Source organism: Cellulosimicrobium sp. NPDC057862, from assembly GCF_042797035.1.
GTDB lineage: Bacteria > Actinomycetota > Actinomycetes > Actinomycetales > Cellulomonadaceae > Cellulosimicrobium.
Map to the genome: position 1 here is coordinate 602,790 of NZ_JBHVMH010000001.1, position 25,376 is coordinate 628,165.

General features: G+C 72.8%; 19 protein-coding genes. 11 read left to right on the forward strand and 8 right to left on the reverse strand.

Features of this window, described 5'->3' with window-relative positions:
- Nucleotides 1–236: 236 nt before the first annotated feature.
- Nucleotides 237–1,532 (forward strand): MATE family efflux transporter, encoded by a 1,296-nt coding sequence (locus ACFVN3_RS02570; protein ID WP_378230330.1) that lies wholly within the window; start codon nucleotides 237–239, stop codon nucleotides 1,530–1,532.
- 63 nt (nucleotides 1,533–1,595) lie between these two features.
- Here ACFVN3_RS02570 and rplI read toward each other — a convergent pair whose 3' ends face one another.
- The 5 genes from rplI to ACFVN3_RS02595 all read right to left on the reverse strand — a co-directional run bounded on the left by rplI (nucleotide 1,596) and on the right by ACFVN3_RS02595 (nucleotide 5,941).
- Nucleotides 1,596–2,042 carry a 50S ribosomal protein L9 gene (rplI, locus tag ACFVN3_RS02575; protein WP_047230914.1) on the reverse strand — a complete coding sequence of 149 codons (447 nt, stop codon included), beginning with the start codon at nucleotides 2,040–2,042 and terminating at the stop codon, nucleotides 1,596–1,598.
- Between the two features lie 19 nt (nucleotides 2,043–2,061).
- The gene (rpsR, locus tag ACFVN3_RS02580) at nucleotides 2,062–2,298 is read right to left on the reverse strand and encodes a 30S ribosomal protein S18 (RefSeq protein ID WP_021481584.1); all 237 of its coding nucleotides are present in this window, start codon (nucleotides 2,296–2,298) and stop codon (nucleotides 2,062–2,064) included.
- A gap of 101 nt (nucleotides 2,299–2,399) precedes the next feature.
- Nucleotides 2,400–2,945 carry a single-stranded DNA-binding protein gene (locus ACFVN3_RS02585; RefSeq protein ID WP_047230913.1) on the reverse strand — a complete coding sequence of 182 codons (546 nt, stop codon included), beginning with the start codon at nucleotides 2,943–2,945 and terminating at the stop codon, nucleotides 2,400–2,402.
- A 145-nt stretch (nucleotides 2,946–3,090) separates the two neighbouring features.
- Nucleotides 3,091–3,381, reverse strand: a complete 291-nt coding sequence (gene rpsF / locus ACFVN3_RS02590) for a 30S ribosomal protein S6 (RefSeq protein ID WP_172819989.1) — start codon at nucleotides 3,379–3,381, stop codon at nucleotides 3,091–3,093.
- A gap of 154 nt (nucleotides 3,382–3,535) precedes the next feature.
- Nucleotides 3,536–5,941 (reverse strand): transglycosylase domain-containing protein, encoded by a 2,406-nt coding sequence (locus ACFVN3_RS02595; protein ID WP_378230236.1) that lies wholly within the window; start codon nucleotides 5,939–5,941, stop codon nucleotides 3,536–3,538.
- Between the two features lie 404 nt (nucleotides 5,942–6,345).
- On the opposite strand from ACFVN3_RS02595, the gene ACFVN3_RS02600 reads away from it, so the two are divergent.
- Both ACFVN3_RS02600 and ACFVN3_RS02605 read left to right on the forward strand, forming a co-directional pair.
- Entirely contained in the window at nucleotides 6,346–7,041 is a 696-nt protein-coding gene (locus ACFVN3_RS02600; protein ID WP_168731418.1) for a PadR family transcriptional regulator, read from the forward strand.
- Nucleotides 7,038–8,129, forward strand: a complete 1,092-nt coding sequence (locus ACFVN3_RS02605) for an inositol-3-phosphate synthase (RefSeq protein ID WP_378230238.1) — start codon at nucleotides 7,038–7,040, stop codon at nucleotides 8,127–8,129. Before ACFVN3_RS02600 ends, ACFVN3_RS02605 begins: the two co-directional genes overlap by 4 nt.
- Before the next feature lie 406 nt (nucleotides 8,130–8,535).
- Here the strand turns inward: ACFVN3_RS02605 and ACFVN3_RS02610 are convergent, their stop codons facing one another.
- Nucleotides 8,536–10,254, reverse strand: a complete 1,719-nt coding sequence (locus ACFVN3_RS02610) for a glycosyl hydrolase family 18 protein (RefSeq protein ID WP_378230240.1) — start codon at nucleotides 10,252–10,254, stop codon at nucleotides 8,536–8,538.
- Nucleotides 10,255–10,434: 180 nt separating this feature from the next.
- On the opposite strand from ACFVN3_RS02610, the gene ACFVN3_RS02615 reads away from it, so the two are divergent.
- Nucleotides 10,435–11,820, forward strand: coding sequence for an MFS transporter (locus tag ACFVN3_RS02615; protein WP_378230242.1), 1,386 nt, complete (start codon nucleotides 10,435–10,437; stop codon nucleotides 11,818–11,820).
- Between the two features lie 24 nt (nucleotides 11,821–11,844).
- Here the strand turns inward: ACFVN3_RS02615 and ACFVN3_RS02620 are convergent, their stop codons facing one another.
- The gene (locus ACFVN3_RS02620) at nucleotides 11,845–13,050 is read right to left on the reverse strand and encodes an epoxide hydrolase family protein (RefSeq protein ID WP_378230245.1); all 1,206 of its coding nucleotides are present in this window, start codon (nucleotides 13,048–13,050) and stop codon (nucleotides 11,845–11,847) included.
- A 398-nt stretch (nucleotides 13,051–13,448) separates the two neighbouring features.
- Between ACFVN3_RS02620 and ACFVN3_RS02625 the strand changes: the two genes are divergently transcribed.
- Nucleotides 13,449–14,987 carry an MDR family MFS transporter gene (locus ACFVN3_RS02625; protein ID WP_378230247.1) on the forward strand — a complete coding sequence of 513 codons (1,539 nt, stop codon included), beginning with the start codon at nucleotides 13,449–13,451 and terminating at the stop codon, nucleotides 14,985–14,987.
- A 193-nt stretch (nucleotides 14,988–15,180) separates the two neighbouring features.
- Here ACFVN3_RS02625 and ACFVN3_RS02630 read toward each other — a convergent pair whose 3' ends face one another.
- Entirely contained in the window at nucleotides 15,181–16,692 is a 1,512-nt protein-coding gene (locus ACFVN3_RS02630; protein WP_378230249.1) for a CCA tRNA nucleotidyltransferase, read from the reverse strand.
- Nucleotides 16,693–16,773: 81 nt separating this feature from the next.
- On the opposite strand from ACFVN3_RS02630, the gene ACFVN3_RS02635 reads away from it, so the two are divergent.
- From ACFVN3_RS02635 to trxA, 6 genes are all read left to right on the forward strand, one after another.
- A complete protein-coding gene (locus ACFVN3_RS02635) occupies nucleotides 16,774–17,493 on the forward strand; it encodes an NUDIX hydrolase (RefSeq protein WP_378230251.1) in 720 nt (239 codons plus the stop codon).
- Nucleotides 17,490–19,805 (forward strand): DUF6049 family protein, encoded by a 2,316-nt coding sequence (locus ACFVN3_RS02640; RefSeq protein ID WP_378230254.1) that lies wholly within the window; start codon nucleotides 17,490–17,492, stop codon nucleotides 19,803–19,805. The genes ACFVN3_RS02635 and ACFVN3_RS02640 overlap by 4 nt, the downstream gene beginning before the upstream one ends.
- Complete coding sequence (gene murJ, locus ACFVN3_RS02645) at nucleotides 19,802–21,718, forward strand: murein biosynthesis integral membrane protein MurJ (protein WP_378230256.1); 1,917 nt, start codon at nucleotides 19,802–19,804, stop codon at nucleotides 21,716–21,718. Before ACFVN3_RS02640 ends, murJ begins: the two co-directional genes overlap by 4 nt.
- A gap of 97 nt (nucleotides 21,719–21,815) precedes the next feature.
- Complete coding sequence (locus ACFVN3_RS02650) at nucleotides 21,816–23,681, forward strand: protein kinase family protein (protein WP_378230258.1); 1,866 nt, start codon at nucleotides 21,816–21,818, stop codon at nucleotides 23,679–23,681.
- 191 nt (nucleotides 23,682–23,872) lie between these two features.
- On the forward strand, nucleotides 23,873–24,901 hold the full coding sequence (trxB, locus tag ACFVN3_RS02655) for a thioredoxin-disulfide reductase (RefSeq protein WP_378230261.1): 1,029 nt from the start codon (nucleotides 23,873–23,875) through the stop codon (nucleotides 24,899–24,901).
- A 47-nt stretch (nucleotides 24,902–24,948) separates the two neighbouring features.
- A complete protein-coding gene (gene trxA / locus ACFVN3_RS02660) occupies nucleotides 24,949–25,281 on the forward strand; it encodes a thioredoxin (protein ID WP_087470418.1) in 333 nt (110 codons plus the stop codon).
- Nucleotides 25,282–25,376: the final 95 nt, after the last annotated feature.

Consider the following 25,376-nt stretch of genomic DNA (forward strand, 5'->3'; position numbering starts at 1 on the left):
CTGTGCACACCCGGTGGAAAACGGTGTGGACAACCTCACGATCTCCCTGTGTACATCAGCGTGAGCGGCCCCTGACCAGCCTCGTCACTACCCTCAGGGGTGTGGAAGAAAGAAAGTCCGACGACACGCCGACGACACGCCGGACACCGCCCGGCCACTCCGGCGACACCCGGACGCCACCCGACCCCGCGCCGTCGTCCACAGGTCGCCGCACCCGCTCCCGGCTCGACCGCGAGATCCTCGCGCTCGCCGTCCCCGCCCTCGGCGCGCTCGTCGCAGAGCCCCTCTTCGTGCTCGTGGACAGCGCGGTCGTCGGCCACCTCGGCACCGCCCAGCTCGCCGGGCTCTCGCTCGCCTCGACGCTCCTCGTCACCCTCGTCGGGCTCTGCGTCTTCCTCGCCTACGCGACCACGGCCGCGGTCGCCCGCCGCATCGGCGCCGGGCACACGCGCGAGGCGCTCCAGTCCGGCGTCGACGGGCTCTGGCTCGCGGTCGGGCTCGGCGTCCTGCTCGCCGCCGCGCTGTGGGCGACCGCGCCCTGGGCCGTCGGAGCGATGGGCGGGACCGGCGAGGTGGCCGAGCACGCCGTCGTCTACCTGCGCTGGTCCGCCCTCGGCCTCCCCGGGATGCTCCTCGTGCTCGCGTCCACAGGCGTGCTGCGCGGCATGCAGGACACGAAGACGCCCCTGTGGGTCGCCGCGGGAGGCGCGACGTTCAACGCCGTCCTCAACGTCGTCCTCGTCTACGGGGCAGGTCTGGGGATCGCCGGGTCGGGCATCGGCACGGCCGTCGCCCAGCTCACCATGGGCGCGGTGCTCGTCGTCGTGGTCGTGCGCGGCGCACGCCGCCACGGCGCGTCCCTGCGCCCCGCCGCCGGCGGCATCTGGTCGAACGCGCGCGCGGGCGCCCCGCTCTTCGTCCGCACCCTCTCGCTGCGCCTCGCGATCCTGCTCACCGTCTTCGTCGCGACCGGGCTCGGCGAGGTCACGCTCGCGGGCTACCAGGTCGTGAACTCCGTCTGGGGGCTCGCCGCGTTCGCGCTCGACGCACTCGCCATCGCCGCGCAGGCGCTCGTCGGCCACGGGCTCGGGGCCGACGACGTCCCGCGCGTCCGAGCCGTCCTGCGGCGCACCCTGCAGTGGGGCGTCGCGGCGGGCGCGGCGATCGGGCTCGTCATGGCCGCGGGCGGCTGGTGGTTCGCGCTGCTCTTCACGTCCGACCCGGACGTGCGCGCCGCCGTCGCGGTCGGCATGGCGGTGTGCGGGCTGCTCATGCCCATGGCGGGGTGGGTGTTCGTCCTCGACGGCATCCTCATCGGCGCCGGGGACGGACGCTTCCTCGCCTGGGCGGGGATGCTCACGCTCGTGGTCTACGTGCCGTTCGCGCTCGCCGTCCGGCACTGGGCGCCCGACGGCGCAGCAGGCCTCGCGTGGCTGTGGCTCGCCTTCGCGGGGGTCTTCATGGCCGCACGCGCCGTCACCACGGGCCTGCGCGCCCGCGGCAGCGCATGGATGGTCACCGGCACGGCGTGAACAGCACGAAGGCCCGGCCCCTCCGAGGAGGGACCGGGCCTTCGAGGACTGCTCAGCAGCAGATCAGGCAGCGACGACCTTCACCGCGAGGGTCGCGGAGACCTCCGGGTGGAGGCGGACGGAGACCGTGTAGTCCCCCGTCGCCTTGATCGGCTGGCCGATCTCGATCTTGCGCTTGTCGACCGACGCGCCCGCGGCGGTCACGGCGGACGCGATGTCCGCCGTCGTCACGGCACCGAAGAGGCGGCCGGCGGCGCCGGCCTTCGCCTCGACGACGACCGGCTTCGACTGCAGCGAGTCGCGGATCGCCTTCGCGTCGTCGAGCGACGCGATCTCGCGGGCCTTGCGCGCCTTGCGGATCGCAGTCACCTGCGACTCGGCGCCCTTGGACCACGGCGTGGCGAGCTTGCGCGGGACGAGGAAGTTACGGGCGTACCCGTCCTTCACCTCGACGACGTCGCCGGGCTCACCGAGACCGGTGACCTCGTGGGTCAGGATCAGCTTGGCCATGAGTTCTCTCCCTTCCCGCTCAGCGAGCCGTCGACGTGTACGGCAGCAGCGCCATCTCGCGCGCGTTCTTCACCGCACGGGCGATCTGGCGCTGCTCCTGGACGGAGACGCCGGTCACGCGACGCGCGCGGATCTTGCCGCGGTCGGAGATGAACTTGCGCAGCAGCGCGGTGTCCTTGTAGTCGACCGACTCGATCTTGGCCGACTTCAGCGGGTTGGACTTCTTCTTGGGCTTGCGCACCACAGGCTTCGCCATGGTGTTGCTCCTCTACAAGGTGCGATCCCCGCGCGCGGTCCGCGCCGACGAGCGACGCGGCACCCGCGGGGACGGGTGTGTGTTCTGGGAGTGGCGGGCGATCAGAACGGGGGCTCGTCGGAGAACGAACCACCGGACGACGCGGGGCCAGCCGAGGCCCACGGGTCGTCGCTCTGCTGCTGACCGCCGCCGGAGCTGAATCCGCCACCGGAGGCACCGCCGGAGTTGGCGCCACCTCCGTAGCCGCCACCGCCGCCGAAGCCGCCGCCACCGCCACCCGAGCGCTGGGCCCGGGTGACCTTCGCGGAGGCGTAGCGCAGGGAGGGACCGATCTCGTCCACCTGCAGCTCGACGACGGTGCGCTTCTCCCCCTCGCGGGTCTCGTACGAGCGCTGGACGAGGCGGCCCTGCACGATGACGCGCATGCCCTTCGTCAGCGACTCCGCGACGTTCTCCGCGGCCTCGCGCCAGATCGAGCAGCGCATGAACAGGGTGTCCCCGTCCTTCCACTCGTTCGACTGGCGGTCGAAGGTCCGCGGCGTCGACGCCACCGTGAAGTTGGCCACCGCCGCACCCGAGGGGGTGAAACGCAGCTCCGGGTCTCCCGTGAGGTTCCCGATCACCGTGATGACGGTGTCACCTGCCATGGCCAGCTCCTTCGTGTGTCGTCAGCATCGTCGCGTTCGTGCTCGTAACGGGTCTCGCGTCGCTCATCCCATCACGCGGCGCCCACACGCGCTACGGCGTGCAGCATCCCGGTGCGGGACGGTCGAACGGGGGACGCGGGGAGGATCAGCGAGCGTCCGTGCGCAGGATCTTGGTCCGCAGGACGACCTCGTTGAGGCCGAGCTGACGGTCCAGCTCCTTGGCGGTGTCGGAGGTCGACGTGAAGTCGACGACCGCGTAGATGCCCTCGGACTTCTTCTTGATGTCGTACGCCAGGCGGCGACGACCCCAGATGTCCACCTTGTCGACGGAGCCGCCGTCGGTCTTGATGACCGACAGGTACTTGTCGAGCGACGGGGCGACGGTGCGCTCCTCGATCTCGGGGTCGAGGATGATCATCAGTTCGTACTGACGCATGCGGATAACCCACCTCCTCTGGTCTTCGCGGTCACGGTCTCTCCGTGACAGGAGGGTTCATGCATTCGTGCTGCTGCCGCCCGACGAGCCGACGGCAGCTCCCCAGGGTACCCGCTCGGCGCGGGCCCCTGGAAATCTGCGGAACAGCCGGGCGTCAGCCGCCCTGGCCGGGGTTCGTCCCTCCACCACCGCCGCCACCGGGGCCCCCGCCGCCACCGTCGCCGGGGTCGGGCGTCTCGGTCGGCTCCTCGGTGGGCTCCTCCGTCGGCTGCTGGCCCGGGTCGGTTCCCTTCGAGACGACGAGCGCGATGGTCGATCCCGGTGGGACCTCGCTCATCGACGACTGGCTGATGACGAATCCGCGTGGCTGCTGGTCGGAGAACTCCTCGGTGATCCGCACCTTCAGGCCGGCCGCTTCGAGCTGGGCGCGCGCGGCGCGGCTCTCCATGCCGACGACGCCGGGCACCGTGACGTTCTCCGGCTGCTGCGGCTCCTCCGGTTCCTCGGTCGGCGTCTCCTCGGTGGGCTCCTCCGTCGGCGTCTCGGTGGGAGTCTCGGTCGGCTTCGGCTTGGGCGGCGTGTACTGCAGGAACTCGCCGACCGGCAGGTTGGCGGTCGCCGCCTGCATGTACGACGTCCACGCCTCGACCGGCCAGGAACCACCCGTGATCTCGGGGTTGCGCATGTCCGCCCACTTGCCGAACGGCGTGATCTGCTCCTGCTCGTTCTCCGGCCCGGTCTGGTAGAGACCGACGACCGTCGCGAGACCCGGCGTGAAGCCGGCGAACCACGCGGACTTGTTCTCGTTCGACGTGCCGGTCTTGCCGGCGGCAGGCCGGCCGATCGCCTGGGCGGGTTCACCCGAGCCCTGCTCGACGACCTGGGACAGCGCGTACTGCGTGGCCGCCATCGTCTCCGTGCTGAACTCCGGCGTGCGGTCCTCCGCACCGGGCGCTTCGTACTTGAGGTTCCCGCGCGAGTCGACGACCTTCGCGATGATGTGCGGGGTCGCCCTCTGGCCGCCGGCCGCGATGGTCGCGTACGCGTTGGTGAGCTCGAGCGGCGTCACCGTCGCGGTACCGAGCACGTTGGACGCGTTCGGGGCGACCTTGCCTTCCTCGATGCCGAGCCGGGTCGCGACGTCTGCCGTCTTGTCCGGACCTGTCTCGATGTTGAGCTCGGCGTACACGGTGTTCACCGACTGGGCGGTCGCCTCGACCAGGTCGATGTTGCCCCAGCTGTGGTCGCTGAAGTTGCGGACCTTCCAGTCGCCGCCGTCGTTCGCACCCTCGAACGTCATCGGAGAGTTGCCGTCGTAGCGCTCGTCGAGCGTGTGGTCGTTCTCGAGCGCCGCGATGAGCGTGAACGGCTTGAAGGTCGAGCCACCCTGGGCAGCACCCTGGGTCGCGTCGTTGAACGGCTTGCTCAGGTAGTCGGCACCCCCGTAGAGGGCTCGGATCGAGCCGTCGTTGGGATCGATCGACACGAGCGCGGCACGCAGGTTGGGCGAGACCGGGTTGTCGTCCCCGCGGGACTCCTGCGGAAGGGAGGCGATCGTGTCCTCCGCGGCCTTCTGCATCGCCGGGTCGACCGTCGTCGTCACCTGGTAGCCGCCGGTAAGGAGGTCCTCCTCGTCGATCCCGAGCTTCGCGAGCTCGTCGCGCGCCTCCGTGAGGAGGTAACCGGTCGGGCCGGCGAGCTTGTCCGACTTCACGTACTCGACCGGCATCGGGAAGCCCGCCGCGACCGCCTCGTCGTACTGCGCCTTGTCGATGTGCCCGTCCGCGAGCATGTTGTCGAGCGTGCGCTCCCACCGGTGCGTCGCCTGAGCCAGGTCGTTGGCCGGGTCCCAGTACGTCGGGTTCGGGATGATGCCCGCGATCATGGCGGACTGCGAGACGGTGAGGTCGGCGGCGTTCACCCCGTAGTACTTCTGCGCGGCGGCCTGGATGCCGTTGGCGCCGCGGCCGAAGTAGATGGTGTTGAGGTAGTTGCCGAGGATGACTTCCTTCTTCTGCCCCTGGGTGATCTTCAGCGCGAGGATCACCTCGCGGGCCTTCCCGACGTAGTCGGTGACCGTGTCCGTGTAGTAGCGCTCCACGTACTGCTGCGTGAGCGTCGAGGCCCCCTGGCGGTCGCCGCCCTGGAGGTTGTTGAGCAGGGCGCGCCCAATCCCCTTGACGTCGACGCCGGAGTTCGTCCAGAAGGTGCGGTCCTCCGAGGCGACGACGGCGTCCCCGACGTACGCCGGCAGCGTCGCGTAGTCGACGAGGGTGCGGTCCTCGGAGGCGAACGTCCCCATCTCCGTCGTGCCGTCGCCCCAGTAGACCGTCGAGGTCTGCTTGTTCACACCGGGCAGCGTGCTCGGGACCTCGGTCGTGTACCACGCGGCGACGAGCACGCCCGCGACGAGCGCGACGCCGGTCAGCATGGTCCCGACGACGACGCGCCACGACGGCAGCCAGCGGCGGAAGCTCTTGACGTGCGAGCGCGGGTAGTTGAAGAACCGACGGCGCCCGCGGGGGGTCGTCCGTCCGTTCGTCCTCGTGGATCGCGCCACGGTCTACCTTCCTCTGGGGGGCAACGGGAAGCTGGTTCCACGTCGTCCGCGGACCTGCTCGCGGCCCGCCGCGAGCGGACCACCTGCCCGACGGCGCGTCCCCGCCTCGGGCGCGGGACGTCGTCGGGCACGGGGTCGGCACACGCCGGACCACCCTGAACAATAGGGCGTCGCCCTGTCGGGACAAGGGCCTGCAGCACTGACAGCGCGATCGTGCGCCATTGATTCGCCGCGGCGTCCCGCCGCCTCCGCGGGTCCTTCACATCTGTGGCGCGATGCGCGACACTCCCCGAAGATTGCACGACGCATCGAGACGACCTAACCTGTCGATGTATCGACTCGATACATCGAGTCTCACAGCGGTCCCGCCGGGGCACGCCGAGCGAGCGTCAGGAGGTGGGATCGTGCGCAGCAAGACGCCCGTGCTCGAGACCGCGATCCTCGGCCTCCTCAAGGAGTCGCCCCTGCACGGGTACGAGCTGCGCAAGCGGCTCAACATCATGCTCGGCTCCTTCCGCGTGCTGTCCTACGGCTCGCTGTACCCCGCCCTCAAGTCGCTGGTGGCCCGCGGGCTCATCACCGGCACGGAGCAGTCCGCGGCGCAGTCGACGCTCGCGCCCGCCCTCTCGGGCAAGCGCGCGCGGATCGTCTACGAGCTGACGGCCGAGGGCAAGGAGCACCTCCAGAGCGTGCTGGCCTCGTCGGGGCCGGCCGCGTGGGAGGACGAGAGCTTCGACGTCCGGTTCGCGTTCTTCGCGCAGACCGACGCCGAGACCCGCATCCGCATCCTCGAGGGCCGGCGCACCCGGCTCACGGAGAGGCTGGAGGCGGTCAGGGAGTCCGCGGCTCGCACCCGCGAGCGGCTCGACGAGTACACGCTCGAGCTGCAACGTCACGGACTCGAGCAGGTCGAGCGCGAGGTGCGCTGGCTCGACGGTCTCATCACCACCGAACGCGACCGGAGCTCCGGGCACTCCCGGAGCACCACCCGTGCGCGGACCAGCAGCACCCCGCATCCTGCGGAACCTTCCGAGCAGGAGCCCGACGGCGCGAGGCGTCCCGAGGACCCTGGAACAACGAACACCAAGGAGCGAGGATGACCTCCATCCGCGTCGCCATCGTCGGCGTAGGCAACTGCGCATCGTCCCTCGTCCAGGGCGTGCACTTCTACCGTGACGCCGACCCGAGCACCACCGTCCCGGGCCTCATGCACGTGCAGTTCGGCGACTACCACGTGTCGAGCCTGGACTTCGTGGCGGCGTTCGACGTCGACGCGAAGAAGGTCGGCTTCGACCTCTCGGAGGCCATCAACGCCTCGGAGAACAACACGATCAAGATCGCGGACGTCCCGCCGCTCGGCGTGACCGTCCAGCGCGGCCCGACCCTCGACGGCATCGGCAAGTACTACGCGCAGACGATCGAGGAGTCGGACGCGGAGCCGGTCGACGTCGTCGCCGCGCTGCGCGAGGCCCAGGTCGACGTGCTCGTCTGCTACCTCCCCGTCGGCTCGGAGCAGGCCGCGAAGTTCTACGCGCAGGCCGCGATCGACGCGGGCGTCGCGTTCGTCAACGCGCTGCCCGTCTTCATCGCGTCCGACCCGGAGTGGGCCGCGAAGTTCGAGGAGGCCGGCGTCCCGATCGTCGGCGACGACATCAAGTCGCAGGTCGGCGCGACGATCACGCACCGCGTGCTCGCCAAGCTCTTCGAGGACCGCGGCGTCGTGCTGGACCGCACGTACCAGCTCAACGTCGGCGGCAACATGGACTTCAAGAACATGCTCGAGCGCGAGCGCCTGGAGTCCAAGAAGATCTCCAAGACGCAGGCCGTGACCTCGAACCTCGAGGGCCCGCTCGGTGGCAAGAAGGAGGACCGCAACGTCCACATCGGCCCGTCGGACTACGTCGCGTGGCTCGACGACCGCAAGTGGGCGTACGTGCGCCTCGAGGGCCGCGCGTTCGGCGAGGTCCCGCTGAACCTGGAGTACAAGCTCGAGGTCTGGGACTCCCCCAACTCTGCCGGCATCATCATCGACGCCGTGCGCGCCGCGAAGATCGCCAAGGACCGCGGCGTCGGCGGCCCGATCCTCTCGGCCTCGACCTACTTCATGAAGTCCCCGCCGGTCCAGATGGAGGACACGAAGGGCCGTGCGCAGCTGGAGGCCTTCATCGCCGGTGAGGTCGAGCGCTGATCCGGAGTGCAGCGAAGGTTGGGAGCCCGGCACGCTTTTCGCCGGGCTCTCGGCCGTAGCGGAGCGCAGGACCAGCGCGACCGAAAGAGTCGAGCGCTGACCTGGACTGCAGTGCAGGGTGAGGGCCGAGGTACGAGGCACTCGCCCGGAACGGAGCGCAAGGTCAGCGCGACCGAAAGGGTCGAGCGCTGATCCGGAGTGCAGCGAAGGTTGAGGGCCCGGCACGCTTTTCGCCGGGCCCTCGGCCGTAGCGGAGCGCAGGACCAGCGCGACCAGCAGAGTCGAGCGCTGATCCGGAGCGCGACGGAGGTGTGAAGCCCGGCGCGTTCGGCGCTGGGTGACGACGGGCGAGGCCCCTGCCGATGTTTCGGCAGGGGCCTCGCTCGTGTGCTCGTCGTGCCGCGCGTCAGGCGCAGGGGCTGCCCGCGTCCCAGGCGCCGTGCACGTCGGTGCCGGGCTGTGACCCGGTGGTCCACCACTGCGCGGTGTAGTTCACGCCCGCGCGGGTGACGACGTCGCCGGCGGTGTAGGTGCGGCCGGCGTCCCAGGCGTCGCCGCAGGCGGGTGCCTCTCCCGCCGGGGCGGTGCCGGCACCGCCGATGGCGCGCCAGGGGCCGTTCGGCTGGCCGGGCTCCTGGTTCCGGGTCCACCAGGCGGCGCGGTACTCGACGCCGTCGTGGTAGACGACGTCCCCCTTCGTGTACACGCCGGACGCGTACCAGGGGGCTGCCGCGTCGGCGGGCACGAGCGGGCCGGGCGTGGCGGTCTCGAACGTGCCCCGGAGGGTCCCGAGGAGCTCGTTGTCGTCGTCACCGGCGAGGTCCCAGAAGTACCCGCCGCCGTAGCCGTTGGTGGCGAGGTACTCGGCCTTGGCCGTCACGGAGCGCGGGGTGTCCGCGGTCCACCACTCGCCGTCGCCGTAGAAGTAGCCCTGCCCGGCGACCGCGTCGTAGTACTCCGGGAGGCCCTTGGCCTTGATGTCGGAGTAGTACGTGAACGGGAGGGCGCCGTCGGCCGCGGCGCCGGGCGTCGGGTCGGTGACGTTCTTCCAGCCGTAGCCGTACGCGGCCATGCCGAGCACGAGCTTCTCCTTGGGCCATCCGGCGGCGTGGTACGCGCCGAGGACACCGTCGGCGGCGAGGCCCCAGTTGGCGGGCTCGCCCGTCGTCGGGTCCTCGTAGACGTGCAGGTTGCCCTGGTGGCCGGTACGGGTGGTGTTCCAGTCGCCGTGGTAGTCGTAGCCCTGGACGTTGATGAAGTCGAGCGCCTCGACGAAGCGCGGGTCGAGCCAGCCACCGTAGGTGCGCGGGGCCCACCCGGCGGGGGCGAACCCGGTGATCTGGTAGTCCTCGCCGGTCTCGGTGCCGAGCTCGTCGAGCTCGGCACGCAGGAGCTGCGCGAACTGGACGAAGTTCTCCGCGTCCTCCTCGGGTCGCGGCGTGGGGTGCTCGCCGGTCGCGCCGGGCCACTCCCAGTCGAGGTCGACGCCGTCGAAGAGGCCGGCAGCGACGCCGTCGCCACCCTTGGTGCCGTTCTCCGCGTCCTGGACGACGGGCAGGTTCCCGCGGAAGTACACGTCGAGGCAGGACTCGACGAGCCGCTCGCGGTTCTCCGGCGTCGAGACCGCGTCGGAGAAGTTGTCCGACCAGGTCCACCCGCCGAGCGAGATGAGGACCTTCAGGCCCGGGTTTGCCTCCTTGAGCTTCTTGAGCTGGTTGAAGTTGCCCGCGAGCGCCTGGTCGGCGGTGTCCGCGACGCCGTCGACGGCCTGCCCGGCCGGCTTGAGCTGCACGTAGTCGTTGAGGGGGTCGCCCTGGAGCCCGCCGTCGACGGGGTCCTCCCGGTCGGTGATGTCGCAGACCAGATCGGTCGTGACGTTGCCGAACGCGTAGTTGAGGTGCGTCAGGTCGGACGCCGCCCCGGTGGTCTGGAGGTCGGCGACCTGGTAGCCGTCCTCGTTGCCGGCGTCCCACGCGGGGTAGTAGCCGACGGTCTTGTAGCCGTTGGCGCCGTCTCCGCCGGCCGTCGCGGGTGCGGCGTGCGCCGCCCCGACCGTGCCGGCGACGAGCGCCGCCGTCGCTGCGAAGGCGAGCCCTGCGGCTGCCGTCCTAGGGGTTCGTGTCATTCGAGAATGCCTCGCTGCTTCTCCGGGCCCGGCCACTGCGGCGGGTCGTGACGAAAACGCAAAGGTAACCTTCCTAATCATTTTTGCCCAGGGGGTTCCCAGGATGCGAGAACGGCACGTCTGGCTCCGGGTCGGCCGACATCGGCCCGTCGGGTCGTGGCGACCGCCTAGGGTTGGGGGGTGAGTGTCGTCGCCGAGCTGCGAGCGCTGCTGCGGCTGCGCGGGTTCCGCAGGCTGTTCGCCGTCCGCCTCGTCTCGCAGGCCGGGGACGGCATGTTCCAGGTCGGCCTGGCGTCGCTGCTGTTCTTCTCGCCCGAGTCGCAGGGCACCGCGGCGGCGATCGCGGGCGCGTTCGCGGTGATGCTGGCGCCGTTCACGATCGTGGGGCCGTTCGCGGGGGTGTTCCTCGACCGCTGGCAGCGCCGGCAGGTGCTCGCGTGGGGCAACGCGGTGCGCGTGGTCATCACGTTGGGTATGGCGGCGCTCATGCTCTCGGGCGGTGTGAGCGGATGGATCTACGCGCTCGGTCTCGCGGCGCTCTCGGTGAACCGCTTCCTCCTCGCGGGCCTGTCCGCGGGGCTGCCGCGCGTCGTCGACGGCCCGCTGCTGCTCACCGCGAACTCCTTGACGCCCACGCTGGGCGCCGGCGCGGCGTTCGTCGGGGGCGGGATCGGGTTCGTCCTGGGGCTCGCGTTCGAGCCGGGCCGGGTCAAGGACTCGTCCGCCCTCGTGTGCGCGGCGCTCGTCTTCGGGATCGCGGCGCTGCTCGCGCTGCGCCTCGGCCGGACGCAGCTCGGCCCGGAGCGCCCCGCCGAGTCGGCCATCCGGTCGGAGATCGTCAAGGTCGCGCGCGGTCTGGCCGACGGCGCCCGGTACCTCGTCGCACGCCGCACCCCGGGCCAGGCGCTGCTCGCGATGGCCACCCACCGCTTCCTCTACGGCGTGGTCTTCATCGCCTCGATCCTCATCGCCCGGAACCTCCTCGACGCGGGGAGCCAGACGGCGGGCATGGCGACCTTCGCGATCGTCGTCGGCCTGACGGGCCTGGGCGGCGCGGGCGCGATGGTGCTCACGCCGACGCTCTCGCGCTACACGGGGCCGCAGGTGTGGATCGCGATCATGCTGCTGCTCGCCGCGGCGAGCCAGCTCCTGCTCGTGACGACGCCGTCGCGCGCGGTGGTGTACACGGGTGCCGCGCTGCTCGGGCTGGCCGCGCAGGGCACCAAGATCGCCGTGGACACGATCGTCCAACGCGACACCGACGACGAGTTCCGCGGCCGCGCGTTCGCGTTCTACGACGTCCTGTACAACGCGGCATTCGTCGGCGCGGCCGCCCTGGCGGCGTTCACGCTCCCCGACACGGGCTGGTCGCGCGGCGTGTTCGTCGCCCTCGCGGTCGCCTACGCGCTCGCCGCCCTCGTGATGTGGACACGCGGGGCACGGACCCCGGCCGGGGTGGGCGACGCCGTCGGGCACGACGGCGCACGGCCGGCCTCCGAGGCCACCACACCCGGCGAGGGCTCGGCCGCCGGCGACGGTGTCCCGGCCGCGCGACCCGGTGCCTGACGGGGCACGACCGCCCGACGGGGCTCAGCCGAGCTCGGTGGCGAAGGCCCGGAGGTCGTCGACGACGAGCTGCGGTTCCTCGAGCGCGGCGAAGTGCCCGCCGCGCGGCATCGTCGTGAACCGCCGGACGTCGAAGAACCGCTCCGCGTACTCGCGCGGCGGCTGGGAGATGTCGCGCGGGAAGACGGCGAGCGCGGTCGGCACGTCGATGCGGACTGACCAGCCGGCGTCGGCACCCTCCCCGCCCGACCATGCGGCGTCGACGGCCTCCCCGTCCGACCATGCGGCGTCGCCCCCTGCCTCACCGCCCCAGTCGCCGTCGAGCCCCTCGTTGTAGAGGCGCATCGACGAGCGGATCGAGTTGCCGAGCCAGTAGAGCATCACGTTGGTGAGCAGGTCGTCGTCCGACGGCAGGGTGTCGGAGAGGTAGCCGAAGTGGTCGACGAGCCACGCCGCGAGGCCCACGGGAGAGTCGCTCAGGCCGTAGGACAGGGTGAGCGGGCGCGACGACTGGATCCCGACGTACCCGCCGTGCGTCTCGCCCCACGCGTCGACGGCGGCGAACATCGCGCGCTCCCCCTCGCTCGCCGTACCGCGGTCGACGAGGAACAGGTTGGGGAACGGGACGTCGGTGAGGTGGAGGCCGACGACGCGGTCGGGGTGGGCGCGCGCCACCTCCTGCGCGACGACACCTCCCCAGTCGCCGCCGTGCACGAGGTAGCGGTCGTAGCCGAGGCCCTCCATGAGGCTCGCGACGACCTCGGCGCTCTGGGCGCCGCTCACCGACCCGGCCTCGGGCTGCTCCGAGAAGTCGAAGCCCGGCAGGGACGGGACGACGACGTCGAACACCGGCTCACCCGGGCCGACCGCGGGATCGCGGCCCGTGAAGCGGTCGACGACGTGCGCGAACCGGTAGAACGAGTCTGCCCAGCCGTGCAGCAGCAGGATCGCCGGAGCGTCCGGGCGCACCGCACGCTCGTGGATCGCGTGGAGGTCGCGGCCGTCGATCGCGGCCACGACGTGGTGGAAGCGGTTGAGGCGTTCCTCCTGCGCGCGCCAGTCGTAGCCGTCGAGCCAGTGCGCGACGAGGCGGCGCATGGTCGCCATCTCGGTGCCGCGCTCCCAGCCGTGCTCCTGGAGCTCGGCGGGCCAACGGGTGCGGGAGAGCCGCTCGTGCAGGTCGTCGAGCTCGGCCTGGGGGACGTCGATCGTGAACGGTCGGAACTCCATCAGGGCCTCCGGTGTCTGGGGTTGGGTCCGTCCTCGACGCTAGACGGGGTAGCGGTCAGCCGCGGTCCTCTTCTCGTCGCTCCTCCCAGCCCCTCCCCGTCGCGACCACGGGCGTTCTGCTGTCGGCAGCGCCGATGAGTCCGCGAGCGAAAAGAGGTCGTCACGTCGGGCGGGAATAACGCAGGATGGTGGATGGTCGTACAGGGTACGGATCGATGTGGCGAGGCCGCGCCGATCGTCCCGGGTCGCCCACCCTCCCCGTGGCCCGCCGACCGAGAACCGACACCGTCGTCGCGTGCACCGCACGCGACTCCCGTGCTGCCCCCACGCAGCCCGCCCTGCCCTGACCGGGTCCGAACCTGAGCCCGGGCCGCCACCGACGCGAGCGGAGACACCCCGTGACAGCCTCCCCCACCCACGACACCTCGGCACCCGTCGACCGGCTCCCCCGGGCGGACTTCCTCGTCATCGCGCTGCTGCTGGGCTCCGCGTTCGTCGTGATCCTCAACGAGACCACCATGAGCGTGGCGCTCGCGCCGCTCATGGCGGACCTCGGCATCACGGCCAGCACGGGCCAGTGGCTCACGACGGCGTTCATGCTGACGATGGCGGTCGTCATCCCGGCGACGGGCTTCCTGCTCCAGCGTCTCGGCACGCGCGGGGCCTACCTGCTCGCGATGTCGCTGTTCAGCGCCGGCACCCTGCTCGCGGCCGTCTCGCCCGGCTTCGCGTGGCTGCTCACCGGCCGCGTCGTGCAGGCCTCGGGCACGGCGATCATGATGCCGCTGCTCATGACGACGATCATGACGCTCGTCCCGCCGACGATCCGCGGCAAGGTCATGGGGAACATCTCGATCGTCATGGCCGCGGCGCCCGCGCTCGGCCCGTCGCTCTCGGGCCTCATCCTCAACTCGCTGAGCTGGCGGTGGGTGTTCGGGATCGTGCTCCCGATCGCGCTCGTCGCGCTCGTCCTCGGCTTCCTGTACATCCGGGACGTCGCCGACCGTACGCACTCGCGCCTCGACCCGGTCTCCCTGGTCCTCGCGGCGTTCGCGTTCGGCGGCCTGGTCTACGGGCTCTCCAGCATCGGCGAGGCGGCGCGCCACACGCCCGTCGTCCCGCCGGCCGTGCCCATCGCGTTCGGTGCCCTCGCGCTCGGCGTGTTCGTGTGGCGCCAGCTCGTCCTCCAGCGCGAGGACCGCGCGCTGCTCGACCTCCGCGTGTTCACGCACCGTGGCTTCAGCGTGCCGCTCGGCATCATGGCGGTCGGCATGGTCGCCATGTTCGGCTCCCTCATCCTCCTGCCGCTGTTCCTCCAGGACGCGATGGGTCTCGAGCCGCTCGCGACCGGTCTCATCGTGCTCCCCGGCGGGCTCCTCATGGGTCTGCTCGGCCCGACCGTCGGACGGCTCTACGACCGCGTGGGCCCGCGCCCGCTCGTCATCCCCGGCGTGAGCGTCGTCGCCGTCGCCCTCGCGGCGTTCACGACGATCCACGCGGACTCGTCGCCGTGGTTCGTCCTGGCGCTCCACGTCACGCTGAGCCTGGGCCTCGCGTTCATGTTCACGCCGCTGTTCACCTCCGCGCTCTCGGCGCTCGAGCCGCACCAGTACTCGCACGGGTCGGCCTCGATCGGCACCGTGCAGCAGCTCGCGGGCGCCGCCGGAACGGCCATGTTCGTCGCCGTCATGACGACCCGGTCCATCGCCTACGGCGAGGCGGGCGCGTCGCCGCAGGCCGCCCTGGCCGAGGGCGTCGGTGACGCGTTCGTCTGGGGCACCGCCGTCATGCTCGTCGCGGTGGGCCTGTCGTTCCTCTTGCGCCGCCCCGCGCCGCAGGAGCACGGCCCGGGCCAGGGCCCCGCGCAGGACCGGACGCAGGACGCGCCGGTCGAGGACGTCAAGGTCGAGGCCGCACTGGCCACCGACGACGTCTGAGCCCTCGCCGCGTCGCGCGCCCGCCCGGAGGCGACGCGACCGCTGAGGGCGAGGCCGGAGGGGCGGTCGTGCCGGGTCGTGGTGGGTCGTGGCGGGTCTGGCGTGAGCGGCGCGAGGAACGAGCGGCGCGGAGGGTAGACCCGGCACGACCGCCCCGGAGGTCTCGACCGGACCGACGCGGGGAGCATCCCGCTCAGGAAGCCGACGACTCCGGCTGCTCCGCCCACCAGGCCAGGAGGTCCGCGCGCGCCGTCTCCTCGTCGACGGGGCCGCGGTCCAGGCGCAGCTCGAGCAGGTGCTTGTACGCCTTCCCCACCACCGGTCCCGGCCGGATCCCGAGGATCGCCATGATCTGCTGGCCGTCGAGGTCCGGGCGGACGGCGTCGAGCTCCTCCTTCTCCTGGAGGTCGGCGATGCGGCGCTCGAGGTCGTCGTACGACTCGCGCAGGCGCTGCGCCTTGCGCCGGTTCCGCGTCGTGCAGTCGGCGCGCGTGAGGCGGTGCAGCCGCTCGAGCAGCGGGCCGGCGTCGGTCACGTACCGGCGGACCGCGGAGTCGGTCCACGCGCCGTCGCCGTAGCCGTGGAACCGCAGGTGCAGCTCGACGAGGCGCGCGACGTCCTTGACGACCTGCTTGTCGTACCGCAGCGCCTTGAGGCGCTTGGCGACCATCTTGGCGCCCACGACCTCGTGGTGGTGGAAGCTCACGCCGCCCCCCGACTCGAATCGCCTGGTCGGCGGCTTGCCGACGTCGTGCAGCAGCGCGGCCAGGCGGAGCACGAGGTCGGGGGCCGGGACCGCGCCGTCGGGCCCGGTCTCCTGGGCGATCGCCTGGTCGAGGACCGTGAGGGAGTGCTCGTAGACGTCCTTGTGCCGGTGGTGCTCGTCGATCTCGAGCTTGAGCGCGGGGAGCTCGGGCAGCACGTGGTCCGCGAGGCCCGTGTCGACGAGCACCTCGAGCCCGCGACGCGGGGACGCCGCGCACAGCAGCTTCGACAGCTCGTCCCGCACGCGCTCGGCGGACACGATCTCGATGCGCTCGGTCATGAGGACGAGCGCGGCGAGCGTCCCGCCGTCGACGTCGAACCCGAGCTGGGCCGCGAACCGCGCGGCGCGCATCATGCGCAGCGGGTCGTCGTCGAACGAGCGCTCGGGGGCGATCGGCGTGCGCAGCACGCGGCGCGCGAGGTCGTCGAGGCCGTCGAACGGGTCGACGAACGTCATCTCCGGGACGCGCACCGCCATCGCGTTGACGGTGAAGTCCCGGCGCGACAGGTCGCCCTCGAGCGTGTCGCCGAACGCGACGACGGGCTTGCGCGACGTCGGGTCGTACTCGTCGGTCCGGTACGTCGTCACCTCGACGACGAGGTCGTCCCCGGGCCCCCCGCGACCGAAGCGCTTCGCCCCGATCGTGCCGAACTCCTTGCCGATGTCCCAGTGGGCGTCGCCCCAGCGCGCGAGGATCGCCTCGGTCTCGTCGGGCGACGCGGACGTGGCGAAGTCGAGGTCGTTGCTCGCCCGCCCGAGGAACGCGTCGCGGACGGGCCCGCCCACGAGCGCGAGCTCGTGACCGGCGGCGCGGAACCCCTCACCGAGCTCGATCGCCGCGGGTGCCATCTCGGTGAGCACGGCGAGGGCGCGGCGCTGGAGCTCGAGCGACTGCGACGTCGGCGGGGGCGACGGCTGGGGCGAAGAAGGCTGGGGCACGACACCCAAGCCTGCCAGATGCGACGCCCGCACCGGGGAGCCGGTCCCGGGGAGCCGACGTCCACTCGGTAAAGTTGGGACATGTCCACCCCTGCGCACGCCGACGAGCCCCGGAGGGATCCGGCGGGCGGGCGTGACAACGGTCGCGGGCAGCCCCTCCCGGTCCCCGCCCCGCCCGGCGGGCACGCGCTGCGCATCGACCCGCGCTCGCGCCCGGCTCCCGTGCCGCCGCCGCTGCCCGTGGTCGACGAGGTCTCGGCCGGCGGGCTCGTCGTCACGGTCGCGGGCGGCGACCTCTGCGCGGCGATCATCGCGCGGCGCAACCGGGGAGGGCGCCTCGAGTGGTGCCTGCCCAAGGGCCACCTCGAGGGCGACGAGACGCCGGAGCAGGCTGCGGTCCGGGAGATCGCGGAGGAGACGGGCATCCAGGGGGCGGTGCAGGAGCCGCTGGGCGTCATCGACTACTGGTTCACGGGCGACGACCGCCGCGTGCACAAGGTCGTCCACCACTTCCTCCTGCGTGCGACGGGCGGCTACCTCACGGTCGAGGGCGACCCGGACGGCGAGGCCGAGGACGTCGCGTGGATCCCCGTGGCGGACCTGCCCGACCGGCTCGCCTACCCCAACGAGCGCCGGATCGCCGCCGTCGCGCAGAGCGTCCTCGAGGGCAGGCCGGCGCGGTTCCACGGGGTGGTCGAGAGTAGGGTGACCCGGACGATCGTCCGCTCGCCCGGCCGTCCGCACGACGGCCGCGGCGGCCCGGCACCGCCCGCCCCACGGAGCTCGACCGACCACTCATGACGCCCTCCCCCAGCAGCGGCGCGCGCCCCGGCGGCGCCGCGTCGGCTCCGCTCCTCGGCAGGTCCGCTCACCTCCTCGTCGCCCTGGTCGCCCTGCTGGTGCTGACCGTCGGCGTCGTCCTCGGCGGTGCCGGCGCGGCGTCGGGCGTGACGGCGAGCACGACGACGCGCACCTCGACGAGCACCTCGACGAGCACGGCGGCCGAGACCGAGGACGCGGTGACGCTCGAGGTCTCGTCGCTCCAGCCGACCGTGCTCGGCCCGGACGACACGCTCACCGTGACCGCGCGCGTGACCAACGGGACCGCGGAGACGCTCGGGTCGCCCGTGGTGGCGCTCGGCATCGACCGGCGGGTGCTGAGCACCCGGTCGGCGCTCGAGAGCTGGACGACGATCGGGCTCGACGGTCGCGTCGGGGTCCGCGTCACCAGCGAGGACCTCGGGGCCCTCGCGCCGGGCGCGACGGTGGAGACGACGCTCACCGTCCCGGTCGCGGAGCTCGACCTGCACGCGGGCAGCGACTGGGGCCCGCGCGGCATCTCCCTCACGGTGTCCGACGGCGGCGCACGCCAGGCCGTCCAACGCACCTTCGTCCTGTGGGAGCCGTCGGGCGAGGTGACCCCGCTGCGCCTGAGCGTGGTCGCCGCCATGACCGGCCCGCCGGTGGACCCCGACCCCCAGGCGTACGACGACGCGCTCTCGGCCGCGGTGGCGACGGACGGTCGCCTCGGGCGCCTGCTCGCAGCGACCGGTGACGCTCCGGAGGTCGCGTGGGTCGCCGACCCGGCCCTGCTCGCCGCGGCGGCGGGGGCCGGTGACCCGGCCGTGAACGCCTGGGCCGACGCCGTGAGCGCCGCCGCCGCCGCCGGCCGGTCGGCGTTCGCGCTGCGCGCCTACGACCCGGACGTCGCGGCGTTCGCGCACGCCGGTCTCGCGCTGCCGGAGGGGACCCCGCTCCCGGCCGTTCCCGAACCGACGACCGAGGACCTGTCGACCGACGACGCGACCGACGGCGACGCGACGGACGACGACGCGGCCGCCACGGACGAGACCTCCGGCACGGACGCCGCCGCCGACCCGACGGCGTCGTGGCGGACGGACCTCGCCTGGCCGGGCGACGCCGTCCCCGACCTGTCCACGACGACGCTCGCCGCGGCGTCGGGTGCGACCGCGACCGTCGTCGGCCCCGGCGGGCTCGTCCCGGACGAGTCGCTGACCTACACGCCGTCCGGCGTCGCCGAGGTCGCGACCGCTGCCGGGCCCGTGAAGGCACTCGTCGCCGACGCGGTGCTGACCGCACTCCTGTCGGCCGGCGACGGCTCGGGCGTCACGGCGACGCAGCGGATCCTCGCCGAGACGGCCGTGATCGCCCGCGAGCGCCCTGCGGAGCAGCGCCACGTCGTCGTCGCCCTGCCCCGGAGCTGGGAGGCCGAGCCGACGCTCTTCACGGCGCGGCTCGACGCCCTCCGCGCGGCTCCCTGGGTCGACCTGGCCCCGGTGGACGATCTCCTGGCGTCCGCGCCGCCCGCCGTCGAGCGCACGACGCTGCCGGACGACGTCCCCGGCGAGGGGGAGATCACCGTCGCCCAGCTCCGTGCCCTCGACCGGTCGCGCACGGATCTCGCCGCGTTCGCGACGGTCGCCGCCGACCCGGCGACGATCACGCGCCCGCTCGAGCCCGGCTTCGTCACCCCGACCGCCGTCGCGTTCCGCGCCGCGCAGCCGTCGCGCGTGCTCGCCGTCCAGCACGCCGAGCAGCGGTCCGCCGCCGTCCGGGGCACCCTCTCGGTGGAGACGCGTGCTCCGTTCCTCTTCGTGGCCGAGCAGGAGGACCTCCCCGTCCGGGTGCGCAGCACCCTGGAGCAGGACGCGACGGTCGAGGTCGTCCTGCGGCCGGACGACCCGCGGCTGCGCGCACCGGAGCGCCGGACCGTGACGATCCCGGCCGCCACCCGGGACGCCGACGGGGACCTGGTGCCGACCGAGGCGAGCGTGGGGGTGCCGGTCGAGGGGTTCGGGAGCGGGAACGTCACGGTGGAGGTCGAGCTGGTCAGCGCGGCGCAGCCCCAGGTCCGCGTCGCGGAGCCGCAGGAGTTCGTCGTGCGCGTGCGCGCCGACTGGGAGTCGGTGGGCACCGTGGTCGTGGCGGTGCTCCTGGCCCTCGCCCTCGTGGCGGGGATCTGGCGCACGGTGCGCCGCGGCCGCTCGCCCCGCCGTCTGGCGGGCGCCACGGTGGACCAGCCGGCGCCGCCCGTGCAGGACCCGACGCCGCCCGCGCAGGCCGCCCGCCAGGACGAGGAGCGCGTCGAGTGAGCCCCGACCAGCCACGGCACGTCCGGCCCACGGGCGCCGGGCACGGCACGCGGCCCGGCACGACGCGTGACGTCGTCCCGTCCGGGGCGCTCCCGGGGGACCCCGCGGCGTCGGGCACCCCGGACGAGACCGCGGAGGCAGGGGCCACGGAGGCGCCCGCCCCCCGCACGGGCGGGCTCGGCCGCTCGTCCGCGCTCATGGCGTCGGGCACGTTCGTCTCGCGGGGCCTCGGGCTCGTCCGCAACGTCCTCCTCGTGGCCGCGATCGGGACCACGGGCCTGGTCGCGGATGCCTTCGACGTCGCGAACAAGATCCCCAACGTCCTCTTCGCGATCCTCGCGGGCGGCGTCCTCAACGCCGTCCTCGTGCCGCAGATCGTCCGCGCCTACCGCGCGCGCAACACCCAGGAGCGGCTCGACAAGCTGCTCACGCTCTCCGGCGTCGTGCTGATCGCGCTCTCGGCGCTGCTCACGGCGGGGTCGAGCATCCTCGTCGCGCTCTACACGGGGCCGGGGTGGACGGCGCCGCAGACGTCGCTCGCCGTCGCCTTCGCCTTCTGGTGCACGCCGCAGCTCTTCTTCTACGGGCTGTACACGCTGCTCGGGCAGGTGCTCAACGCGCGGGGCCAGTTCGGCCCGTTCATGTGGGCGCCCGTGCTCAACAACGTCGTGTCGATCGTCGGGTTCGCGGCGTTCATCGCGATCTACGGTCCCGCGGCCACGGGGAACGTCGACGACCTCACGCAGTGGGACGGGCCCAAGATCGCCCTGCTGGCCGGCACCGCGACGCTCGGGGTCGCGGCGCAGGCGCTCATCCTCGTGGTCCCGCTGTGGCGGGCCGGCTTCCGCTGGCACCTGCGGTTCGGCCTGCACGGCATCGGCCTGCGGTCCGCGGGCCAGGTCGCGCTGTGGACGTTCGCCGCCGTCCTCCTCGAGCAGGTCGGGGTCCTGTTCACCACGCGCTTCGCGAGCGAGGCGCCCCGCGCGGCGCTCGCGCAGACGTTCGGGCCCTACCGTGACGACCCCGGGACCCTCGGCGCCGTCACCGGGCTGATCACGGGCGCGCCCGACGCGTTCTCGGGCGCCCTCGCGGTGGCGGGCAACGCCGCCTACACGCAGGCGCTCATGATCTACCTGCTGCCCCACTCGCTCGTGACGGTGTCGATCGCGACGGCGCTCTTCACCGGCATGAGCGCCGCGGCGCACGCGGGCGACCTCGCGCGCGTCCGGCACGACCTCTCGCGCGGCGTGCGCACCGTCGGCGTCTTCACCGTCTTCGCGACCGTCGTGCTGGTCGTCCTCGCCCTGCCGATCACCAAGCTGCTCGTCCCCTCCGTCGACGCCGCGTCCGGCGAGGCCGTCTCCGAGGTGCTGCGCGCCATGGCGCTCGGGCTCGTGCCCCTGGGCGGCATGGTGCTCATGAAGTGGGTGTACTACGCGTTCGAGGACGGCCGGACCGTCTTCTGGATCCAGGTGCCGGGCACGCTCGTGCTCGTCGGCGTGTCCTGGCTCGCGACGCAGGTGCTGGCACCCCAGCTCTGGGTCGTGGGCATCGGCCTCGCGATGAGCGTGTCCAACCTCGTGGCCGTCGCGCTGCGCACCGTCGGGCTGCGACGCACGCTCCGCGGGCTCGACGGCGCCCGGATCCTGCGCCTGCACGTCAAGGCCGGGATCGCCGCGCTCGTCAGCGGCGTCGCGGGCTGGGGCGTCCTGCGCGGGTTCGTCGTGCTCACCGGCGACGGCCCGGACGGCATCTACGGGCTCTCGTGGTGGCAGGCCGTCGTCGTGGTGTCCGTCGCCGGGGCCGTGATGACGGCCGTCTACGCGGGCGGACTCAAGCTCATGCGCGTGCGCGAGCTCGACCAGCTCGCCGGTCCGATCGTGGGCCGCGTCCGCCGGCTCGTGCGGCGGTGAGCGGCGCGCGGCCCGCGGGCGCCAATCGGGTGATACGCGGGCATTCAGGGCCCGCGTACCATGGTGTGTCGACCACGAGTCCCACGGAGGAGGTCCGGTGAACGGCGTGGCCCCAGGAACACTGCTCGTCGCGCGCTACCGGCTCGACGAGCAGCTCACGTCCGACCTGTCGGACGTCACCGCATGGTCGGCGCACGACCAGATCCTCGACCGTCCCGTCCGGATCTCGCTGGTCTCCGGCCCGCACGTCGCCGACGCCCTCGACTCCGCCCGGCGCGCCGCGCTCGTCGTCGACCCGCGCCTGACGCGCGTGCTCGACGTCGGCACGGAGGACGGCGTCGCGTACGTCGTGACCGAGCGGTACACGGGCATCACGCTGAGTGAGGTCGTCGCGGGCGGCATCGTCGACCCGCAGCAGGCGCGCGCGATCGTCGGCGAGGCCGCGGCCGCGCTCGAGGTCGCCCAGCGGCGGGGGGTCCACCACCTCGCGCTCCGACCCGACGCGCTCCGCGTCGACGGCAGCCGCGTCGTCCTCACGGGACTCGGCCTCGACGCCGGCGTCGCGGGCCACGACCAGCACGACGCCGACCGGACGTCGCGTACCGACGCCGTCGGGCTCGTCGCCCTCCTCTACTACGCGATGACGGCGCGCTGGGCCGGACCGTCCTTGGACGTCCCCTGGATCGCCCCCGAGGCCATCCACCCCCTCCCGGCGCAGCGCGCCGGCGACGAGGTGCTCGCGCTCTCGGCCGTCCGGCCCGACGTCCCCGCCGAGCTCGACGCGCTCTGCGCGCGCGCCTTCGCGGGCACCCACGGCACCGTGGAGGAGTGGACGGCACCGCCCGCGGGCGACGCGCCCCGCTCCCCCGCCGACGTCGTCGGCGCTGTCGAGCCCTGGGGCGAGGTCTCGGTCGTCGCGGCCCTCCCCTCGTTCGTGCAGCCTGCGACGGCAGGCGTGAGCCGGCAGTCCGTCCGCACGGCGTTCGACGGGGCGACGAGCGCGCCTCCAGGCACGCCGCCGCCCGCACCGCCGGTCCGCCGCCCGACGACGGGACGCATCCACCGCGTGGGGGACGTGCCGGGCTCCGCCGGTCCGGGCGTCGCGTACGCCGCCGGGGTCGCCACGGGCGCCACGGCAGCGGTGCCGCCTCCCGCGCCGGACCCGGCGACCGCGGCGTACGCGGTCCCCCCGCCCCCCGTGGGCTTCGACACCGGGACCGCGCCCGTCCAGTACGCGGCCGCGCCGCCCCCCGTGCCCCCGACCACGGAGGCGCCGCAGGCCTGGAGCGAGCCCGCCCCCCGTCGGCGCGGCCCCCGCCGGTTCAACGCCACCCCGATCGTCCTGGTGCTCGTCCTCGGCCTCGTGGTGTGGGGCGTCGTGTGGGCGGTGGGCACCGCGTTCGACGGGTTCGGGCCCGCGCTCCAGACGAGCGAGGAACCCACGGGCGAGGGGTCGGAGGCTCCGTCGGAGGGCGACGGTGGTACCGCAGGGGGCGAACAGGCGCCCCCGGCGACGGACGTGCGCCCCGTGATCGCCTCGGGGCAGGCGCTGGACCCCGAGGGCGACGCCTCCGGGAACAACGACGGCGAGCACCCCGAGCTCGCGCCGCTCGCCTACGACCAGCAGCCCGACACGACCTGGATCTCGCGCCGCTACAACGCCGCGGACTTCGCCGGGCTGCGCACCGGGATCGGGTTCGCGGTCACGCTCGAGCAGAAGGCACCGGTCTCGGCGGTCGTGCTCGACACGGCCACGACCGGTGGCAACGTCGAGATCCGTGCCACGAGCCCGGACGCCCCCACCGAGGGCACCGTCCTCGCCTCCGGGCCGCTCGCTCCGGGCGTGGAGTTCACCTTCGACCAGCCGGTCGAGGCGGAGTCGATCGTCCTGTGGTTCACCGAGCTGCCGCAGAACCCGGCCGGAGAGTTCCGCGCGGAGATCAACGAGATCCTCGTCTCCTGACGCTCCCGGGACGGTCGACGCCCGCTCTGTCGGGCCCGACCGTCGTCGGCCCCGGTGCGTGGACGACCTGCGCGCCGTGCGCCGGGCCACCGTAGCGTCGCGAACACCCGTACCGTGGAACAGAAGCCGCCTCGGCGGCGTTCACACTCTCGCGTGGTCGGCCGCCACGCACCGAGCATCAAGGAGAGCACGTGACCGAGCAGTCTGCCGTCCAGAACCTGATCGTCGTCGGGTCCGGTCCCGCGGGGTACACCGCGGCGATCTACGCGGCGCGCGCGGGGCTGGCCCCGCTCGTGCTCGCCGGCTCCGTCACCGCCGGCGGTGCCCTGATGAACACGACGGACGTCGAGAATTTCCCCGGCTTCCCCGACGGGATCATGGGCCCGGACCTCATGGAGAACATGCGCAAGCAGGCCGAGCGGTTCGGCGCGCGCATCGAGTGGGACGACGCCACGCTGCTCGACCTCGAGGGGCCGGTCAAGACCGTCGTGACGGGCAACGGCGAGACCTACCGCGCCCGCGCGGTCATCCTCGCGACCGGGTCCGCCTACCGCGAGCTCGGCCTGGACGACGAGAAGCGCCTGTCCGGGCGCGGGGTGTCCTGGTGCGCGACCTGCGACGGGTTCTTCTTCCGCGACCAGCACATCGCCGTCGTCGGCGGCGGGGACTCCGCGATGGAGGAGGCGACGTTCCTCACCCGGTTCGCCGAGAAGGTCACCCTCGTCCACCGCCGCGACGAGCTGCGCGCCTCGAAGATCATGGCCGACCGCGCCCTGAACGACCCGAAGATCGACTTCGCCTGGAACAGCGAGGTCGCCGGCATCGGAGGCGAGAACAAGGTCGAGGGCGTGACGCTGCGCGACACCGTCACCGGCGAGGAGCGAGAGCTGCCCGCGACCGGCCTGTTCGTCGCGATCGGTCACGAGCCCCGCACCGAGCTCGTCAAGGGTCAGATCGACCTGGACGACGAGGGTTACATCCAGGTCGTCGGGCGGACCACGGCGACCAACCTCGAGGGTGTGTTCGCGTGCGGCGACGCCGTCGACCACACCTACCGCCAGGCGATCACCGCCGCGGGCTCCGGGTGCGCGGCAGCGCTCGACGCGCAGCGCTACCTCACCGAGCTCGCCGACGCCGCCGGCCTGGCGGAGCTCGCCGGCACGCCGACCACGCCGAACCCGGACGAGCTGCCCGAGGCGCTCGCCGAGCTCCAGGCCTGAACCAGCGTCCCCTCACTCCCACCGAGTCCAACAGCAGGAGGTCCACCATGCCGACCGTTCCGGTCACCGACGACACCTTCCGTGCCGAGGTCCTCGAGTCCGAGGTCCCCGTCCTCGTCGACTTCTGGGCGACGTGGTGCGGCCCGTGCCGCCAGGTCGCGCCGATCCTCGAGGAGCTCGCCGAGGAGTACGACGGCAAGATCAAGATCGCCAAGCTCGACACGGACGCGAACCCCGAGACGACCGGCGCCTACGGCATCGTGTCCATCCCGACGCTGAACGTCTACGTGGGCGGCGAGCTCCAGAAGTCGATCATCGGAGCGCGTCCCAAGCGGGCGCTCACCGAGGAGATCGACGCCGTGCTCGCCACGGCCGTCTGAGCCGCACCCGACCACGACGCCGGAGGGCGGACCGCGAGCACCGCGGTCCGCCCTCCGGCGTCTTCACGGGATCCCCCGATACCCCGTGCGACACT

Coding starts and splice junctions, on each gene's coding strand:
- ACFVN3_RS02635 (WP_378230251.1), top strand. CDS start 16,774: ATGTCCACCCCTGCGCACGCCGACGAGCCCCGGAGGGATCCGGCGGGC.
- ACFVN3_RS02610 (WP_378230240.1), bottom strand. CDS start 10,254: ATGACACGAACCCCTAGGACGGCAGCCGCAGGGCTCGCCTTCGCAGCG.
- rpsF (WP_172819989.1), bottom strand. CDS start 3,381: ATGCGTCAGTACGAACTGATGATCATCCTCGACCCCGAGATCGAGGAG.
- rplI (WP_047230914.1), bottom strand. CDS start 2,042: ATGGCCAAGCTGATCCTGACCCACGAGGTCACCGGTCTCGGTGAGCCC.
- ACFVN3_RS02605 (WP_378230238.1), top strand. CDS start 7,038: ATGACCTCCATCCGCGTCGCCATCGTCGGCGTAGGCAACTGCGCATCG.
- ACFVN3_RS02640 (WP_378230254.1), top strand. CDS start 17,490: ATGACGCCCTCCCCCAGCAGCGGCGCGCGCCCCGGCGGCGCCGCGTCG.
- ACFVN3_RS02585 (WP_047230913.1), bottom strand. CDS start 2,945: ATGGCAGGTGACACCGTCATCACGGTGATCGGGAACCTCACGGGAGAC.
- trxA (WP_087470418.1), top strand. CDS start 24,949: ATGCCGACCGTTCCGGTCACCGACGACACCTTCCGTGCCGAGGTCCTC.
- ACFVN3_RS02620 (WP_378230245.1), bottom strand. CDS start 13,050: ATGGAGTTCCGACCGTTCACGATCGACGTCCCCCAGGCCGAGCTCGAC.
- rpsR (WP_021481584.1), bottom strand. CDS start 2,298: ATGGCGAAGCCTGTGGTGCGCAAGCCCAAGAAGAAGTCCAACCCGCTG.